The organism is Capnocytophaga sp. oral taxon 863 str. F0517 (genome assembly GCF_000466425.1).
In the GTDB taxonomy this organism is placed as follows: domain Bacteria; phylum Bacteroidota; class Bacteroidia; order Flavobacteriales; family Flavobacteriaceae; genus Capnocytophaga.
Genome location: NZ_KE992117.1, coordinates 29,802 through 46,648, shown reverse-complemented (window position 1 = coordinate 46,648; position 16,847 = coordinate 29,802). Strand labels below are relative to the sequence as shown.

Below are 16,847 nucleotides of genomic sequence, written 5' to 3'. Positions count from 1 at the left end.
TGCAATACTTTTGGTGAATTTTTTTTGTGTTTTTTCAAAATTATTTTTCTACAAACTGATAATCAATGCTTTATATGTAAAAAATTCTTTTCCATTAACTATTGAGCTTTAGAATTGGAAATAGATAAAGGGCTGTGGTCCCGCACTGGCAGTGGCATAGACTAACCAAAAGACAACGGCCAAGACCAAGGCTTTGCCTATCAAAGGGATTTTCCCGAAGAACAGTCTAAGGGCTTCATTCCAGCGATATGGGAAAAAGTGCCATACATAGCCTACAACCAATAGAATAATGATATTCTGATAACCTTCTATGATAACCCACCATTGGTGAGGGTCATAGCTTAGTTGGCCTATTTGTCCAATGAGGGTCATAGCCGTAGAAAAGTCCTTTGAGCGGAAGAATATCCAGCAAAAAGCCACGAAATGGAAGGTAACTACCACAGCGATAAAGGTTACTATTGCGCTTAGGAAGCTATTTTTTCTTTCCTTTTTCTCTGGGAATAGCTCTTTGAACGATTTGTGGAAGGATAAGGCTAACCCATGAAGTGCCCCCCATATGACAAAACGTAGGCTGGCACCATGCCAAAGCCCTCCCAAAAGCATAGTGGTGAGCTGGTTAAAGTGACTTCTTAGCGATTTGGCTTTATCTGGGGATAGTAGGATGGATACTTCGAAGAGAATAATCACACCAAAGGTGATAAGTAGCGGTGTAAGGCTTTCCTTTCCTTGCACAAAAGCCCAAGATAAGGTAGCTGCAAAAAATAGAGTAGGGAAGAAGTAGCCCCAAAAGCTTCCCTTTCGATTTCCTCCTAAGGGGATATACAGATAGTCCTTTAGCCATGTGGAGAGTGATATATGCCAACGATGCCAAAATTCGGTAATGTTTTTTGACTGATAAGGGGTACGAAAGTTTTCCGGTAGGGTAAAGCCCATAAGTAGTGCCAGCCCAATGGCGATATCCGAATATCCTGAAAAATCACAATAGATTTGTATGGAATACCCATATACGGCCAAAAGATTCTCAAAGGAGGTGTAGCTGTTGGGGGCATCGAATACCCTATCCACAAAATTGGTGGAGATATAGTCCGAGATGACTGCTTTTTTGAGTAGCCCTCCTATGATAAGGAATAAGGCCTGTGAGGTTTCTTCTCTCGTAAGGCTTACTTTTTGGTATATTTGTGGAATAAAATCTTTCGCCCGAACGATAGGCCCAGCGACTAACTGTGGAAAGAAGCTCACAAAAAAGGTAAAATCCAAAAAGGACTTTGCCGGAGTGATCTCTTTCCTATATATATCTATGGTATAACTCATCGTCTGAAAGGTGTAGAAGGAGATACCTATAGGAAGGATAATATCCAAAAGGGCAAAGTGACTTTGAAATAATTGATTGAAGCTGTCTATCAAAAAATTGGTGTATTTGTAATAGCCCAAAATTCCCAAATTAACGATACAGCTTAGCCCTAAAAATAGGTTCTGTAGGCGCTTACTACCCCAGTTCTCATGGATCTGTTGGGCTAAAAAATAATTGATAGCCGAGGAGATAAGCAATAGGATAAAGTAATTCCCTCCTGCTTTGTAATAAAAAAAGAGGGAAAAGAGTACCACATATACTGTACGGAAGTAGGTATGCTCCTTGGTAAGTATATATACAAGGTAAAAAACAAGAAAGAGTCCTAAGAATAGACTACTGTTAAATAAGAGTGGCGCTTCAGGATGATAAGCAAACCAGCTCTTGAGTTGTTCCAAAGAGCAGAGGTCAGAGACCCACTGCATCCAATCATTTATTTTCAAAGGTAAGATTATTTTTGCTGATTTTTATATAGTAAATAATTGCTCATAAGGGCATCAAAGAGTTTGCCTCCCTGTTCTACATAGCCCGTATGGGTATAGTGTACGCGATCATGTGCGATGAGTTTTTGGGAGATAAGCCTTTGCATTCCTTCACTACCGCCCAATACTTTATACAAATCAAAGACTCCATAGTTATTCTTTACAGAATGGTCAATAAGGACATGGGCATATTGCTCACAAAAAGGGTTGGGGAGCTTTTTCTTGAACAAAGAGGGAGGGGGAGAGGTCAGTAATATAGGACAATCTCCATAATGCTCCCGAATCTGAGTGATAAAACTCTCCACTTGCTTATCATAATTTTCTGCTGAGAGCTTTCCGAAGGCTTCATTGGTTCCTAAGGAAACGATAATAAGGTCGGGCTGTAAGGCTTGTATTTGGTCAAAAAAGAGGCTACACTTATTATAATCGGAGAAGCGCGCGCCATTCACCCCAATAGAGTGGTAGATGATTCCTTTTTGGTCATTTTCCAATACAATTCCATTGAGTGTAAAATTACTATTTTGGGTATTGGGGGTAAGGTAGATTTTGTCCAGATCATTGAGATTGTTGTAGGTATATCCTAAGGAGGAAGCGGTATCCCCTATTAAGGTCTCAAAGTGGTCTAATGCTACTGGGTGCGCCTCTGTAGCAGCGACTACACGCTCCTCAGTAGGTATTTTCAAAACAGATCCTATGCGGATAGTATTCCCCTTGAGGTGGTTGGCTTTTTGGATTTTGCCCTCCGTAGTCTTATACTTTTTGGATAAGGAATAGAGGGTCTCTCCTTTCTGTACTTTATGGGAAAGGGACTTGTAAGTTACTCGTTTGGCAGAGGGCACGGGCTTGAGTGAAACACCATTCTTACTGGTGGCCAAATCGAACAAATGTTGGTTATTAGGGGTGAGTATCCGCAAGGTGTTGAACGAATAATCCTTGTCTTTCAGGTTGAGTTCTATCACAAAGTTTTTATTATTCGTCAGTAAGGAATAACCGCCAATCCCAATGGAGTTTATATTTTCTCGATTGGTGTTCTTTTGGCTATCCCAAGTGATGTTGGAGGAAAAGCGAACATAGCGTTCTCCATTGGTACCTATTAGGGAATAGGGGAAAACAAACCCCAAGCCACCATTACCAAACTGGGATTGAAATTGCTGGCGTAGTTCTCCAGTCATCGCATTCCCTTGTATATGGGAGTCTCCTATATGAACGATGTTTAGTTTCCTGTCCTTCAGTGTATCCAAGGCATTGAGCTTCTCAAAAAAGGGCGCTAAGGCCTTGGCATTGTACAGATATTCATAGGCTACAGGCTCCTCTGTGGTAGTATGTGAGGAGTCCTTAGTATCAACAGGAAAAGGGAAATGCCTCATCTTAGCATACAGAAACACCGAGGTGATCAAAGCCATAGAAATAGCGATCATTCTTAGTAAGGAAGTCTTTTTTTTCATAATTTAGTGTTGTTGGGTGTAGTCAGGGGAGACACAGCACAAAAATTGTGCAAAAATATAGCGGTTGCTATTTATTTAACAATAAATAACATTTTTATAATTACTTGTCACTCGTCATTTATCACTTGTCACTTGTCACTCGTCACTATTCTGTGGTATTTCTTAATGACTTCCTTATCAAAGAAGGGTTCTTCCTCTATACGGCCTAAGATAGGTACTTTGGAGTAAGAAGCGATCCAAGACTCGGTAGCAGGATTTTCAGTACCGCTGAAGACAATTCCATAGATGGAGAGGCCTCGGCGCTGTAGGGCTTCTACAGAAAGCATCGTGTGGTTGATACTACCTAAGTAGTGACGGGAGACCAAGATCACCCTATCGGTGGGTAAGATCAGATCCATCATGATATCACGATCATTTAGCGGAACAAAAAGCCCTCCGGCAGCCTCTATCACCAACGGACGATCGGTTTCGGGGCGTATGATCTTATCCTTTTCTATAGTAACCCCCTCCATCTGTGCTGAAAGGTGGGGACTGGCAGGATAGTCAAATTCGTAGCTGGACGGGAAAAAGCGAGTACGTGAGTTAGAGATCAAGGATTGTACCTTCATGGTGTCCGAAGCATGCTTATCGCCTGATTGGATAGGTTTCCAATAATCAGCCTCAAGGGCTTCCACTACGATAGCAGAGGTAATGGTTTTACCTACCTCAGTAGAGATACCGGTAATAAAATAAGTGGGTTCCATAGTTATATTTTGGAAGGATTCTTCTAAGGCACAAAATTACAAAAAATATCTTTTGGTTTTTTAATTTTTTTACTAACTTTCCACCTCACAAATAAACTATTTATCGGCAATTATTATCTAAAAACATTGTCACCCGGTCACAGTTTGTCCAGTACAGCTTCTAATTTTGCCTCAAGAAAATAACCATTAAAAGAAAAGAAAAATGAGTACAGAAGTTCAACAAAGCCATACTGGAGATTGGGTATGGGCTGCCTTATCGGTATCATTTGTATTGCTCTTATCCTAGTTTTAGGAACCCTTATTGTAAAGATGTATAGTAAATTATTTTTTGCCATATAAAAAATAATTTATACTTTTGCCCTAATAAAGACAACTATAACTATAAAGAATAGTTGGTCACTTGTCATTAACAAAATGCTCTCTCTCCAATTACAAACGCTTCCCGATAGTCCTGGAGTCTATCAATTCTTTGACAGCTCCGATACCATTATCTATGTAGGGAAAGCAAAAAATCTCAAAAAAAGGGTCTCTTCTTACTTCAATAAGGAGCATGATTCGCCTAAAACAAGGGTACTGGTTAGCAAGATTGTCCGTATCGAACATATAGTGGTAGCTACCGAGAATGATGCCTTGCTACTGGAAAACAACCTGATAAAGAAGTACCAACCGCGTTATAACATCCTACTGAAGGACGGAAAGAGCTATCCATGGATCTGTATCTCCAATGAGCGCTTTCCTCGGGTGTTCTTTACCCGAAAGGTACAAAAGGACGGAAGTACTTACTTTGGCCCTTATACCAATATCAAAGTGGTGCGTACCCTCTTGGATTTGATCAAGGATCTCTATCCCTTGCGCAATTGTAGGTTAGACCTCTCTCAAGAGAATATCGATAAGGGAAAGTATAAGGTATGTCTCGAATACCATATCAAAAACTGCAAAGGCCCCTGCGAGGGCTTACAGAGCGAAGCGGAATATAATCATAATATCCATCAGATCAAGGAGATACTCAAGGGGAATCTCAAGGAGGTCATCGCTTATTTCAAGAAGGAGATGAGCGAACATGCGGCTGCTTTGCGCTTCGAGGAGGCACAGGAGATCAAGCTCAAGTTGGAGAGTTTGGAGAACTATCAGTCCAAATCTACCATTGTAAGCACTAAAATCCACAATGTGGATGTATTTTCCATCGTTTCAGATGAGGAATATGCCTATATCAACTTCCTACAAGTGGCTCATGGGGCGATTGTACGAGGGCATACCTTGGAGGTGAAGAAAAAATTAGAGGAAACCGACCAGGAACTACTCGAATTGGGTATAGTAGAGCTTAGGGAGCGTTTCAGGTCCAATTCTAAGGAGCTAATCGTGCCTTTCCCACTCAGTATGGAATTCACCGAGCAGCTCACTGTCCCCAAAGCGGGGGAGAAGTTTCAGCTCTTACAGCTATCCGAGCGCAATGCACAGGCATATCGTCAGGAGAAATTCAAGCAGGTAAAAATCACCGATCCGGAGCGACATACCAACCGCTTACTTACCCAAATGCAGCGCGATCTTCGTCTGAGTGAGCCTCCAGCTCATATTGAGTGTTTTGACAACTCTAACATTCAGGGTACCAATCCCGTAGCGGCTTGTGTGGTCTTCAAAAATGCCAAGCCTAGCAAAAAGGATTACCGCCATTTTAATATCAAAACAGTAGAAGGTCCTAATGACTTTGCCTCTATGGAGGAGGTGGTCTATCGCCGCTACCGTCGCCTCTTGGACGAAGAGGAGCCACTGCCACAGCTTATTATCATTGATGGAGGAAAAGGCCAATTAGGGGCTGCCCTCAAGTCGTTAGAGCTCTTGGGCTTGCGTGGAAAAATAGCCATAGTGGGGATTGCCAAGCGCTTGGAGGAGATCTTCTATCCAGGGGATTCTATTCCTTTGTATTTAGATAAAAAGTCAGAAACGCTCAAGGTGATCCAGCACCTGCGCAATGAGGCGCACCGCTTCGGAATTACCTTCCATAGGCAGAAGCGCAGTGCCAGTGCCATTCATTCGGAGTTGGAGCAAATCTCTGGGGTGGGTAAGCAGACCCAAGAGACCCTACTCAAGCAATTCAAATCGGTAAAGCGTCTCAAGGAGGCTTCCAAGGAGGAAATTATCGCTGCTATAGGCCAGTCAAGAGCCCAAAAGGTTTGGGATTATTTCCACCCCTGATTATTTTTTGTGCAGTTCATACAACAAAGCCAATCCCTTGATGGTATGATACTTATCATCAATTTGGATTTTCTCCGTCAGCTTGCTGAACACATGACCTACGCCTCCGGTGGAGATAACCAGAAAGTCGCTCTCATAGGTTTGCTTGATGCGTTCTATCAGTCCCTCCACCATAGCGGTATAGCCATAGATGATCCCACTTTGCATACAGGTCTCTGTATCCATACCTAAGACGGATTTGGGTTCATTAAGTTCTATATAAGGGAGTTGGGCAGTACTACTGACCAAGGATTGTAGGGAAGTAATCACCCCTGGGGCAATGATGACCCCAAGCATAGCTCCCGTCTCGGCTACTCCTGTAAGTGTCAGAGCGGTGCCAAAGTCTATGATGATCTTCTTTTGCCCAGGGTAGAGGTAATGTGCCGCTACCGCATTGGCATATAGGTCGGTACCCATTTGATTGGAGTGGTGGGTAACCTCGCTGGGCGTATCTCGATTGACTAAAAAAGGCTTTATAGAAAAAGTCTTTTGCAGCATCTTAGCGATGATTTGGGTTTGCTGGGGAACTACCGAGCCGATTACAATCTTACTGATTTTCCCAAAGGCATTTTTGTATTGTTCCTTATAGGTTTGAAAACTTGTATAGAACTCTCCTGCTGTGCGATAAGGTTTGGTGGCAATCGTCCAAGACAGATGTACCGCTTGGCCTTCTACTACTGCAAAACGAATATTGGAATTACCTATATTAACGGCTAATAACATAATGAGTTTACTAAGTTAAAGATTATCAGAGGCATACCACTCGGCATAGGAACTTTCGGTTTCCTGTAGGCGAAGGCTATGTAGGGCGATATGCATGGGTAGGTGTTTCTGCAGGCGCTGGGCAAAATCTACAATGAGCATCTCACTGGTGGGCTGGTAGGGGAGTGGAACAACCCTATGTCCCTCCGCTTGGAGCTTCTCGGCCAAGGCCTTGTGAGGACTATTGCCATTGAAAAAAATGGTGTGATCGGCTTCTTTGATTATATATTCATTGACCAACTCTTTGATGTCTCCAAAGTCTATCACCATGCCGTTTTTTACATGTGAGGCATCTTCTATAGGACTTCCGATAACGGTAACCCATAGCTTGTAGCTATGTCCATGGATATTTTTACATTTTCCATCATATCCATAGAGGGCATGTCCTGCTTCGAACTCAAACTTTTTGGTAATACGGATTTTCGTCATGTATTATTTTATTTTATGGGTTCTTTTATAGGCGTTAAGGGTATTTTTCATCAGCATAGCGATGGTCATAGGCCCTACCCCTCCAGGTACTGGGGTGATGTAGCTGGCTTTTTCCTTTACTTGCTCAAAATCTACATCCCCTACGATGCGGAAGCCTTTCTTAGCCGAAGCATCTGCTACACGAGTAATACCCACATCTATGATTACAGCGCCTTCCTTGACCATTTCTGACTTTAGGAAGTTGGGTATTCCCAAGGCAGCAACAATGATGTCGGCCTCTTGGGTAAGTTGGGCTAAGTTTTGAGTGCGGCTATGGGTGAGGGTGACTGTAGCATTCCAGGGCTTTTGAGAAAGGAGAATACTGATGGGGCGTCCTACGATGTCGGAGCGACCAATCACTACCACATGTTTTCCGTCAGTAGGTATTTCGTATTGAGTAAGTAGCTCCAAAATACCAAAGGGAGTAGCAGGGATAAAGGCCTCTAAGCCTAAAGCCATACGACCGAAGTTGGTAGGGTGGAAGCCATCTGCATCCTTATCAGGATTGACAGCCAATAGGACTTCCTGCTCGTTGATATGTTTAGGTAAGGGTAATTGTACGATAAAGCCGTCAATATTCTTATCCTCATTGAGTTTCTCTATTTCTTTTAGCAGTTCCTCTTGGGTCACTTCTTGAGGTAGCTTAACCACCGAGGAGGCAAAACCTACACGCTCACAAGCGGTGACTTTGTTGTTGACATAGGTCATACTAGCCCCATTATCACCCACCAAGATAGCTACCAAGTGTGGGGGTCTGTTGCCTTTAGCCACGAGTTCTTGTACTTCTTTGGCAATAGCCTCTTGTACCAAAGCAGCCGTTTTTTTTCCGTCTAATAATTCCATTGTTTTTATTTTTTATTATTTCTAACCACTAACCTCTTTTCACGCTTTACTATAAAAGAGTAGGAGCGAATAGAATAGTGTTCGCTCCTACCTTAAAATACATAACCAAATTTAAATATATTAAATATCAATAGCTTCTCCATAAGCGGCCGCAACGGCTTCTTTCACTCCTTCGCTCATGGTAGGGTGAGGGTGTACTGCTTTGAGGATTTCATGTGCAGTAGTTTCCAATTTACGAGCTACTACAGCTTCTGCGATCATATCGGTAACACCAGCACCGATCATGTGGCAGCCAAGCCATTCGCCATATTTAGCATCAAAGATAACTTTGATAAATCCATCAGTAGTTCCTGCTGCATTGGCCTTACCAGAGGCAGTGAATGGGAACTTACCTACTTTGATTTCATAACCTTTTTCTTTAGCTTGTTTTTCAGTAAGCCCAACAGAGGCGATCTCTGGAGTACAGTAAGTACATCCTGGAATATTGCCATAGTTGATAGGCTCTACATGCAAGCCTTTGATTTTCTCTACACAGAGGATTCCTTCTGCTGATGCTACGTGTGCCAAGGCTTGTCCAGGTACCACGTCGCCAATAGCATAGTAACCAGGAACATTAGTTTGGTAGAACTCATTTACTTGGATCTTATCGCGTTCAGTCTTGATACCTACCGCTTCCAAACCTATGTTTTCTATATTAGTCTTGATACCTACGGCAGAGAGTAGGATGTCTGCTTCGAGGACTTCTTCTCCTTTGGCTGTTTTTACATAGGCTTTTACTCCTTTTCCAGAGGTATCTACCTTAGTTACTTCAGAAGAAGTCATTACATTGATACCGAGTTTCTTGAAGCTCTTTTCAAGTTGTTTGGAGATTTCCTCATCTTCTACAGGTACAATGTTAGGCATGAATTCCACTACAGTAATTTCAGTACCCATAGAGTGGTAGAAGTAAGCGAACTCAATACCTATCGCTCCACTACCTACGATGATCATCTTTTTAGGTTGTTCAGCAAGGGTAAGGGCTTGGCGGTAGCCAATAATTTTCTTACCATCTTGAGGAAGGGCAGGCAATTCGCGTGAGCGTGCACCAGTAGCGATAATGATGTGGTCAGCACTGTATTCAGTCACTTTACCATCTTTATCTTTTACCTCTACTTTTTTGCCTGGTTTTAGGGTACCATAGCCGTTGATAACCTCTATTTTATTCTTTTTCATAAGGAATTGTACCCCTTTGCTCATGGTGCCAGCCACATCGCGGCTGCGCTTTACGATGGCTGAAAAATCCTTATCAAATCCTTTGTCACTTACTTTTATTCCGTAGCTTTCTGCATGCTTTAGGTACTCGAATACCTGAGCAGACTTCAGCAGCGCTTTGGTAGGGATACAACCCCAGTTAAGGCACACCCCTCCAAGGTTTTCTTTCTCAATAACAGCAGTTTTGAAGCCCAATTGGGAGGCTCTAATAGCGGTTACGTATCCTCCAGGACCGCTACCTAATACTATAACATCGTATTTATTCATGATAAAATATTTTATGTTCTGAAAAACGGCACGAAATTACGAAATTTATTTTTTATAGAGAAAATATTTTTGCTAAAATTTTCTCTGTAATTATTCAACTGTTTGATTGTTAGTCAAATAGAAAAAATAAATATTTTTCTCAAAAAATTTTTAAATATCTAACTTATTCCCTATCTTTGCGATTGAAAAAACCAGATGGATTATGCAGTATATATATAACAATCTTTCGTTAGAGTTATTATCTGTATTTGTTATCTTACAATCTTTTGTAGTTTCTTATTTAGTAGTACCCCGAATTATTGCAATTGTTAAGATTAAAAACTTAATGGATGACCCTAACCAGCGGAGTTCTCATAAGGAGAAAACTCCTACGATGGGGGGAGTGGCTTTCTTTGCGAGCTTACTCAGTAGTTTGTATTTCCTGCAAGCTCATGATTCGCAGAGATTAAGTCTTTCATTAGTCATTGGTCTGCTGATTCTCTTTTATATAGGGATAAAAGATGACTTGGTGGGGGTAACACCCAAGACAAAGATTATAGGTCAGATCCTTGCCTTTGTCTTTGTGATGGATAGTGCAGAGTTGTCGATTGATACTTTCAACGGTTTCTTAGGAATTTATGAATTACCACTTTGGTTCTCTTACGCTTTAGGCGTTTTTATCATTATATCGATTGTCAATGCTTACAACCTCATTGATGGGATTAATGGTTCTGCTTCTATGGTGGGGATTATGATTTTTGGTATCTTTGCTTTTGTATTCTATCAAACGGAAGATTATTATTTCCTATTGCTTTCCCTTAGTTGTATAGGATGTTTGGCGGCTTTTCTAAGATATAATATATCTAAAAAGAAAAGTATATTTATGGGTGATACGGGCTCTTTGCTGATAGGTCTTATCATAGGGGTGTGTACACTTCGTTTTTTAAATCTTCCTGTAGATAGGCTTGTAGCAGCTGATATTAAGTATTATAATAAGTTCGTTCTTATATTTATTATTCTCTTTATTCCTTTTGTGGATACTATGAGGGTATTTCTCATACGTATCCTCAAGCACCGAAGTCCTTTTTTTGCGGATAGAAACCACATTCATCATATCATGATTGACTATATGGAGCTTTCTCATGTGCAGGCAAGTCTCCTTTTGGCTTTGTTCAATCTCCTTGCCTTTGTGTTTTTCTATGTAGCCAATCTTTATATATCTACCATTACGCTCTTTGTGATATTAGGACTGTTCATTATCGCAACAACACTTTTAGTCTTCTATTATAATCGTAGTTTTGCCGTACGTAGGAACAAACAGAGAATACAAAAGATATTGGATCAAACTCCTATTGGGAGAAAGAAAAAACGAAAACATAAATAAATATGTAGGGGCGAATTGCAATTCGCCCCTATATTTTTTCTATCTCAAATTTCTCACTTTTCACACATCATTTCTATTATCTGTTCCGCTAGCTCATCACCTACGCGCTCTTGTGCTTCAAGAGTAGCCGCTCCTATATGGGGGGAGAGGGACACACGGGGGTGCATAAGGATACGGATAGAAGGGGTGGGCTCACCTTCAAATACATCCAAACCTGCAAAGGCAACCTTCTCATGTTCCAATGCATGGAGTAGCGCTTCTTCGTCTATTACGCCGCCTCGGGCTATATTGATGATACCTACCCCATCCTTCATCAGTTGAAACTCCTTCTCTCCTATGACAGCTTCCTTTTGAGCAGGAATGTGTAGTGTAATAAAGTCAGCTTGTTTAAGGACTTCCTCCTTGCTTATTGTCTTTATTACAAAGTCAAGACTACGCCCATCAAAGAAGGATAGGGTAATAGAAACTTCTTTTTGTTCAGGATCATAGGCAATTACTTCCATTCCAAGTCCCAAGGCGATGGTAGCTACCGCCTTTCCAATACGTCCTAATCCTATAATACCCAAGGTCTTTCCTTTGAGTTCTTGTCCGTTGGCATAGGCTTTCTTTAGCTCATTGAAGCGGGAATCCCCCTCCAAAGGCATGTTGCGGTTGGCATCATAGAGGAAACGTACCCCTGAAAAGAGGTGAGCAAAGGTAAGTTCTGCAACCGAATGGGAAGAGGCATTGGGGGTATTGATAACCTTAATACCTTTCTCTCGGGCATAGGCTACATCTATATTGTCCATGCCTACCCCTCCGCGACCAATGAGCTTTAGGGACGGACAGGCATCGATAAGGTCTTTCTTGGCTTGAGTGGCCGAGCGTACCAAAAGAATCTCTATCTGTGCTTCATTGATGAAAGAGGCCAATTGGTTTTGAGCGACTTTGGTGGTGAGTACTTCAAAGCCTGCTCCTTCAAGGGTTTTTATAGCTTTTGCGCTAAGGCCATCGTTGGCTAATATCTTCATAAATAATAAATAGGTATTTATACTGTTTTTTCAAAATGTTGCATCACCTCTATAAGGAGTTGTACGCTTTCTATAGGAAGGGCGTTGTAGATAGAGGCACGATAGCCGCCCACACTTCTATGACCTTTGATGCCGCTGATGTTGGCTTCTGTCCATAGGGCATTGAAGCGATCGCTTAGGGATTCATCTACCAAGTTGAAAACCACATTCATACGCGAACGGTCTTTGACATCGGCATAGCCTTTGAAGAGGGGATTGCGATCTACTTCTTCGTAGAGCAGGCGGGCTTTTTCTATGTTCTTCGCTTCTATGGCCTTGATACCTCCTTGTTTTTTGAGCCATTCCATGGTAAGTAAGCAGGTGTATACGGCAAAGGTAGGAGGCGTATTGGTCATACTTTCGTTCTTGATATGTACTTGATAGTTCAGGTGAGTAGGAATCTTATGACTTACCTTGCCCAACACATCTTCGCGTACGATAACCAAGGTGGTACCTACCGCTCCTATATTTTTTTGGGCTCCAGCGTAGATAAGAGCAAAATCCTCAAAGGGCATCTCCTTGGAGAAAATATCTGAACTCATATCGGCTATCAGGGGAATGGAGACTTTGGGATAGGTAAAGTATTCTGTCCCATAGATGGTATTGTTGGTGGTGATATGTAGGTAATCAGCATCCTTGGGAAGGGTGTATTCGGTGGGGATAGAGCGGTAACCATTCTCTTTGGAGGAGGCTATCACTTCGGTAGCACCGACAAATTGGGCTTCTATGGCTGCCTTGTGCGCCCAAGTACCTGTATCTATATAGGCACCTTTACGCTCCAATAGGTTTAGGGCGGAGGCATAGAAGTGCAAGCTGGCACCGCCTTGCAGAAATAAGGCTTGGTAGCCCTTACCGGTAAGCCCTGCCAATTCCAAAGCCAAAGCCCTGGCACGTTCCATAATGGCAACAAACTCTTTGCTTCGGTGGGACATCTCCAAAATGGATAGCCCTGTACCTTCTAATTCTATAACAGCCTGGGAGGCTTTTTCAATCACTTCAGCAGGCAAAATGGAGGGGCCTGCACTAAAATTATGTTTCTTCATGTTCTCTTCTTAATAGTTAGGTGGCAAAATTAGAATTTAAAAATATGTCAACCAAATTAATTAATATTATTTAAGAATACCAAAGTGTCTACTCCATCCGCATAATCAGTAAGCGATGGTACTTGGCTTTGTCCAAATCCGACGGTATGCGGGATAGCGGCTCCACCTACTACACATTGGATCTGTTCTTTATCCGTTTCCAAACGTTGTAAGAGACTGGGTATATTCTTATAGCGTTCATAGAAAAGGGTGGCAATAGGGGAGGCGTATTTTTCGTCTTCCTTTAGAAGTAGAAATCCATTTTCTAAGAGCGGAAATAGGCTCATAAGGTATACCGCCTTGTTGTAGTCGTAGTTATTGACATACTTCTGATGCTCTAAAAGGTGATGATAGGGATAAATAGCCTCAAAAAAAGCAACAAAATCATAGTCTTCGGGAACAAATAGCTTCGATATACTCCTACAACCCAAGCCAAAATACCTGAAGATGTCTTCTCCTAATAGGAATAACTCCTCTGGGGTCTCCGCTCCTGTAAGTACCGCTACCGAATTGCGATTGCGGCGAATAATATGGGGCTTTTTCCCAAAGTAATACTCAAAATAGCGGGCCGTATTATTGCTACCAGTAGCAATCACGGCATCAAAATCGCTAAGTTTTTCCTCGGTGAACGCTACCATACCCTGAAAATTAGGGTTGATTTCGCTCAGTTTACTCATTAAGAAGGGGAGCAATACCCTATCATGTGAGGAGAGTTTTACCAAGGCCTTATGCCCAGAGAGCAGCACACAGAGCAGGTCGTGGAAGCCTACCATAGGGATATTTCCAGCCAAGACAAGGGCTACTTGCTTAGGGGTCTTCTCTGCTATGGTATAGGCGGAAAGCCACTCACGTAAGCGGTTTTCTGTTAAAAGTCCTGCCCAATGTTTTAGCGCAAAAAGACAATTCTCCCTATCAAACCAAGCATTTTGCTGCTCCGCTTTTTCAACAGCGGCTTCCAGCTCCGTATAGATAGCGGCTTCCTTTCCATAGAGGAAATAGTCCCTAAGCATAGCACCTAAGGCAGCTATCCGTTGTATTCTCTGTTCTAAAGTCTGCATCAAAATCATTTTTTCAAACCACAAATATACGAATTATAATTGTTAATTGTTAGTTGTCAATTGTTAATTTCAATCATTAACAATTAATCATTGATAATTAACAATTAAAAAAAAGCTACTTTGTTTTGCATAGTACTAAAATTATTTGTAATTTTGCAGGGTCAAATCAGATGACTATGGAAGCTATTAATTTAGAGAAGATCAAAACCCAAATGCGAAAAGGGGTCTTGGAGATGTGTGTCCTTTCTATCATCCATAAGAAGAAGGAAGCCTACGCATCGGACATCATGGAAGCACTTAAGGAGGCAGATATGATCGTGGTGGAGGGGACACTCTACCCGCTGATGACCCGGCTGAAAAATGCCTCTTTACTGAACTATTCTTGGCGTGAGTCCACCGAAGGACCTCCCAGAAAGTATTACACCCTTACCGACAAGGGGCTTTCTTTCCTCAACGAAGCCCTTGCCTCCTGGAACGAATTACAAACAATGATAACCAAACTTATTTAATCATGGACAAAACACATAACATCAGTTTAGGCGGCTTTTCCTTTATCATAGAAAATGGTGCCGCTTCCCAGCTTTCCGCTTACCTTACCAAGGTGCGCCAATACTTAGGTCAGTCCTCCGATACGGACGAAATTCTCACCGATGTAGAACAACGCATGGCCGAACTCCTCAGAGCACGTATGCAAAATACGGAAGTAGTTACTTCTTCTGATATTAGCTATCTCATTGAGATTATGGGACAGCCCGAACAATATATACAGGATGAGGATACGCTATCTGAGGGTAAGCCAACCACCCTATCCTTTAGAGAGAGAAAACTCTATCGCGATAGGGAAGGGAAAAAATTAGCAGGGGTACTCTCTGGTCTAAGCTATTATTTCAAAATGGAAGTTACCTTACTGAGAATTATCTATGTACTGCTCATTATGGCGCATGGTATGTTTTTTCTTCCAAGTGCTTCTTTTTGGATAGTGCTTTATATCATCCTTTGGATGGTGATTCCTCAAGCCAACACCACTACTGAAAAGCTGGAAATGAAGGGTATAGAAGCTAATCTGGATACGATTTCTGCCTTCAAAGCACAATCTGCACAAGAACCATACCCTAAAAAAGAGCTAGATAGCAGAACAACAGGACTATCAGGGATGCTCTTGCTATTGTTCAAGGCCGTAGGATATTTTATGGCATTCCTATTCTTTATGGGGGTCTTTTCTATATTAGTGGCAGTATTATTGAGTGTATTGGGTATAGGACTGGCCAGCGGTATTACTTCGGTATTCCTCAGGGATTATCTCCCCTTCGTACTCTCTCCAACCGAGCAGGTACTCTTTTACCTTATTTGGGCGATGGTCTTTGCTTTATTCTTTTCCATATTGGTATGGGGGTGTTACAAGATTTTTCATAAAGGACACTATAGCACTCCTAAGACTTGGTTTTTAACCAATATACTCCTTTTTGTACTTCCTCTCTTTGTAGGACTAACCTTGGCTATAAGTGTTTCTAGAAAATTTGTCTCTTACAATAGGATAGAGGAAAAAATAGCGATAAATACAACAGACGATACTCTTTTGTTAAGTGAAAAATACATAGCTCCCTACAATAATATGTATATAGATAGCTTAGGCAATGGAAAAAACGGAGATGTACATTTTGTGGGAATATATCCAACTGAGGAACCGACCCCTTTTTTACAGATAAGTATCTCTTCTCGAGGTAAAAATACCGATGATGCATTAGTACACATCCGAAATATAGATTACCCCTTGGAGATAATTGATAATCATATAAGCATTCCTAATGGGTATTATTTGAAAAAAGAAAAGGCTTTCCGCTTTCAAAAGGTATATATAAGACTTTTCTTACCCAATGGGAAAAAAGTCATAAGTTTCGCCCCACCCTCCAAGCTAAGAGCTCTTTCGCTCCCTAGTGGTATCTATAAGGCCGTCAATGATAGTATTGTAAAAGAGAAATAACAAATACAATTTGCTAATTTTCTAAGACGTAATTTATTGCGTCTTAGAAAATTAGATGTAATTTATTGTTTCTCAACTAATTAAGAATGTAATTTTTAACCTATTGATTTATATTAGCAACTAACTCAAAATTCAAAACTTAAAACTCAAAACTCAGAAAAAAAGTAGTATCTTTGCCCTTGTAATCATTTAACCTGTTTGTCTCCCCTCCGCTGGCGCGAGTCACATACTCGCTTACAAGTATTTAGCGACTTTAGCTCGTGCCTATCATAGGAAGAGCTTATAGCTCCCATAAAGAGCCAAAAGCTCTACTGAGTAGTAGGTAAAAACTGTAAGAAACATACTAACAAGGGAAATTCTGTAGGCTATTTCTATTATACCGAACTCACTTCATTTAGAGTGTTTTATAGGCTTTAAAAACGCTTATCTCTATCATATATAAAGGAAAATAGTAGGGCATTTCTTTTTGTATT

General features: G+C 41.4%; 14 protein-coding genes. 4 read left to right on the top strand and 10 right to left on the bottom strand.

All coding sequences use genetic code 11. The annotated features are described in order from the left end of the window. Positions 1-108: 108 nt before the first annotated feature. The 3 genes from HMPREF1551_RS04500 to bioD all read right to left on the bottom strand — a co-directional run bounded on the left by HMPREF1551_RS04500 (position 109) and on the right by bioD (position 4,018). Positions 109-1,773, bottom strand: coding sequence for an MBOAT family O-acyltransferase (locus HMPREF1551_RS04500; protein WP_021627866.1), 1,665 nt, complete (start codon positions 1,771-1,773; stop codon positions 109-111). A 26-nt stretch (positions 1,774-1,799) separates the two neighbouring features. Continuing rightward, complete coding sequence (locus HMPREF1551_RS04495; RefSeq protein WP_021627865.1) at positions 1,800-3,275, bottom strand: LysM peptidoglycan-binding domain-containing protein; 1,476 nt, start codon at positions 3,273-3,275, stop codon at positions 1,800-1,802. A 128-nt stretch (positions 3,276-3,403) separates the two neighbouring features. Next, positions 3,404-4,018, bottom strand: coding sequence for a dethiobiotin synthase (gene bioD / locus HMPREF1551_RS04490; protein WP_021627864.1), 615 nt, complete (start codon positions 4,016-4,018; stop codon positions 3,404-3,406). Positions 4,019-4,432: 414 nt separating this feature from the next. Here bioD and uvrC point away from each other — a divergent pair, with 414 nt between their 5' ends. Further along, on the top strand, positions 4,433-6,211 hold the full coding sequence (uvrC, locus tag HMPREF1551_RS04480) for an excinuclease ABC subunit UvrC (RefSeq protein ID WP_021627862.1): 1,779 nt from the start codon (positions 4,433-4,435) through the stop codon (positions 6,209-6,211). Here uvrC and HMPREF1551_RS04475 read toward each other — a convergent pair whose 3' ends face one another. The 4 genes from HMPREF1551_RS04475 to lpdA all read right to left on the bottom strand — a co-directional run bounded on the left by HMPREF1551_RS04475 (position 6,212) and on the right by lpdA (position 9,841). Beyond that, complete coding sequence (locus HMPREF1551_RS04475) at positions 6,212-6,973, bottom strand: type III pantothenate kinase (RefSeq protein WP_021627861.1); 762 nt, start codon at positions 6,971-6,973, stop codon at positions 6,212-6,214. A gap of 15 nt (positions 6,974-6,988) precedes the next feature. Then, positions 6,989-7,441, bottom strand: a complete 453-nt coding sequence (locus tag HMPREF1551_RS04470; RefSeq protein WP_021627860.1) for a 6-pyruvoyl trahydropterin synthase family protein — start codon at positions 7,439-7,441, stop codon at positions 6,989-6,991. A 3-nt stretch (positions 7,442-7,444) separates the two neighbouring features. Continuing rightward, positions 7,445-8,323 (bottom strand): bifunctional methylenetetrahydrofolate dehydrogenase/methenyltetrahydrofolate cyclohydrolase FolD, encoded by an 879-nt coding sequence (gene folD / locus HMPREF1551_RS04465; protein WP_021627859.1) that lies wholly within the window; start codon positions 8,321-8,323, stop codon positions 7,445-7,447. A gap of 120 nt (positions 8,324-8,443) precedes the next feature. Further along, positions 8,444-9,841 (bottom strand): dihydrolipoyl dehydrogenase, encoded by a 1,398-nt coding sequence (gene lpdA, locus HMPREF1551_RS04460; RefSeq protein ID WP_021627858.1) that lies wholly within the window; start codon positions 9,839-9,841, stop codon positions 8,444-8,446. Positions 9,842-10,043: 202 nt separating this feature from the next. Here lpdA and HMPREF1551_RS04455 point away from each other — a divergent pair, with 202 nt between their 5' ends. Then, positions 10,044-11,204: a glycosyltransferase family 4 protein gene (locus tag HMPREF1551_RS04455; protein WP_021627857.1), complete on the top strand. Its 1,161-nt coding sequence runs from the start codon at positions 10,044-10,046 to the stop codon at positions 11,202-11,204. A 53-nt stretch (positions 11,205-11,257) separates the two neighbouring features. On the opposite strand, the gene HMPREF1551_RS04450 is transcribed toward HMPREF1551_RS04455, so the two are convergent. From HMPREF1551_RS04450 to HMPREF1551_RS04440, 3 genes are read right to left on the bottom strand one after another with little or no spacing between them, the layout of a single operon-like run. Beyond that, complete coding sequence (locus HMPREF1551_RS04450) at positions 11,258-12,214, bottom strand: D-2-hydroxyacid dehydrogenase (protein ID WP_021627856.1); 957 nt, start codon at positions 12,212-12,214, stop codon at positions 11,258-11,260. A gap of 17 nt (positions 12,215-12,231) precedes the next feature. Next, positions 12,232-13,296, bottom strand: a complete 1,065-nt coding sequence (serC, locus tag HMPREF1551_RS04445; RefSeq protein WP_021627855.1) for a 3-phosphoserine/phosphohydroxythreonine transaminase — start codon at positions 13,294-13,296, stop codon at positions 12,232-12,234. Between the two features lie 56 nt (positions 13,297-13,352). Continuing rightward, complete coding sequence (locus HMPREF1551_RS04440; protein ID WP_034544304.1) at positions 13,353-14,393, bottom strand: acyl-CoA reductase; 1,041 nt, start codon at positions 14,391-14,393, stop codon at positions 13,353-13,355. 176 nt (positions 14,394-14,569) lie between these two features. On the opposite strand from HMPREF1551_RS04440, the gene HMPREF1551_RS04435 reads away from it, so the two are divergent. Together HMPREF1551_RS04435 and HMPREF1551_RS04430 are read left to right on the top strand one after the other, a co-directional pair. After that, positions 14,570-14,902, top strand: coding sequence for a PadR family transcriptional regulator (locus HMPREF1551_RS04435; protein WP_034544303.1), 333 nt, complete (start codon positions 14,570-14,572; stop codon positions 14,900-14,902). 2 nt (positions 14,903-14,904) lie between these two features. Continuing rightward, on the top strand, positions 14,905-16,374 hold the full coding sequence (locus tag HMPREF1551_RS04430; protein WP_021627852.1) for a PspC domain-containing protein: 1,470 nt from the start codon (positions 14,905-14,907) through the stop codon (positions 16,372-16,374). Positions 16,375-16,847 lie beyond the last annotated feature (473 nt).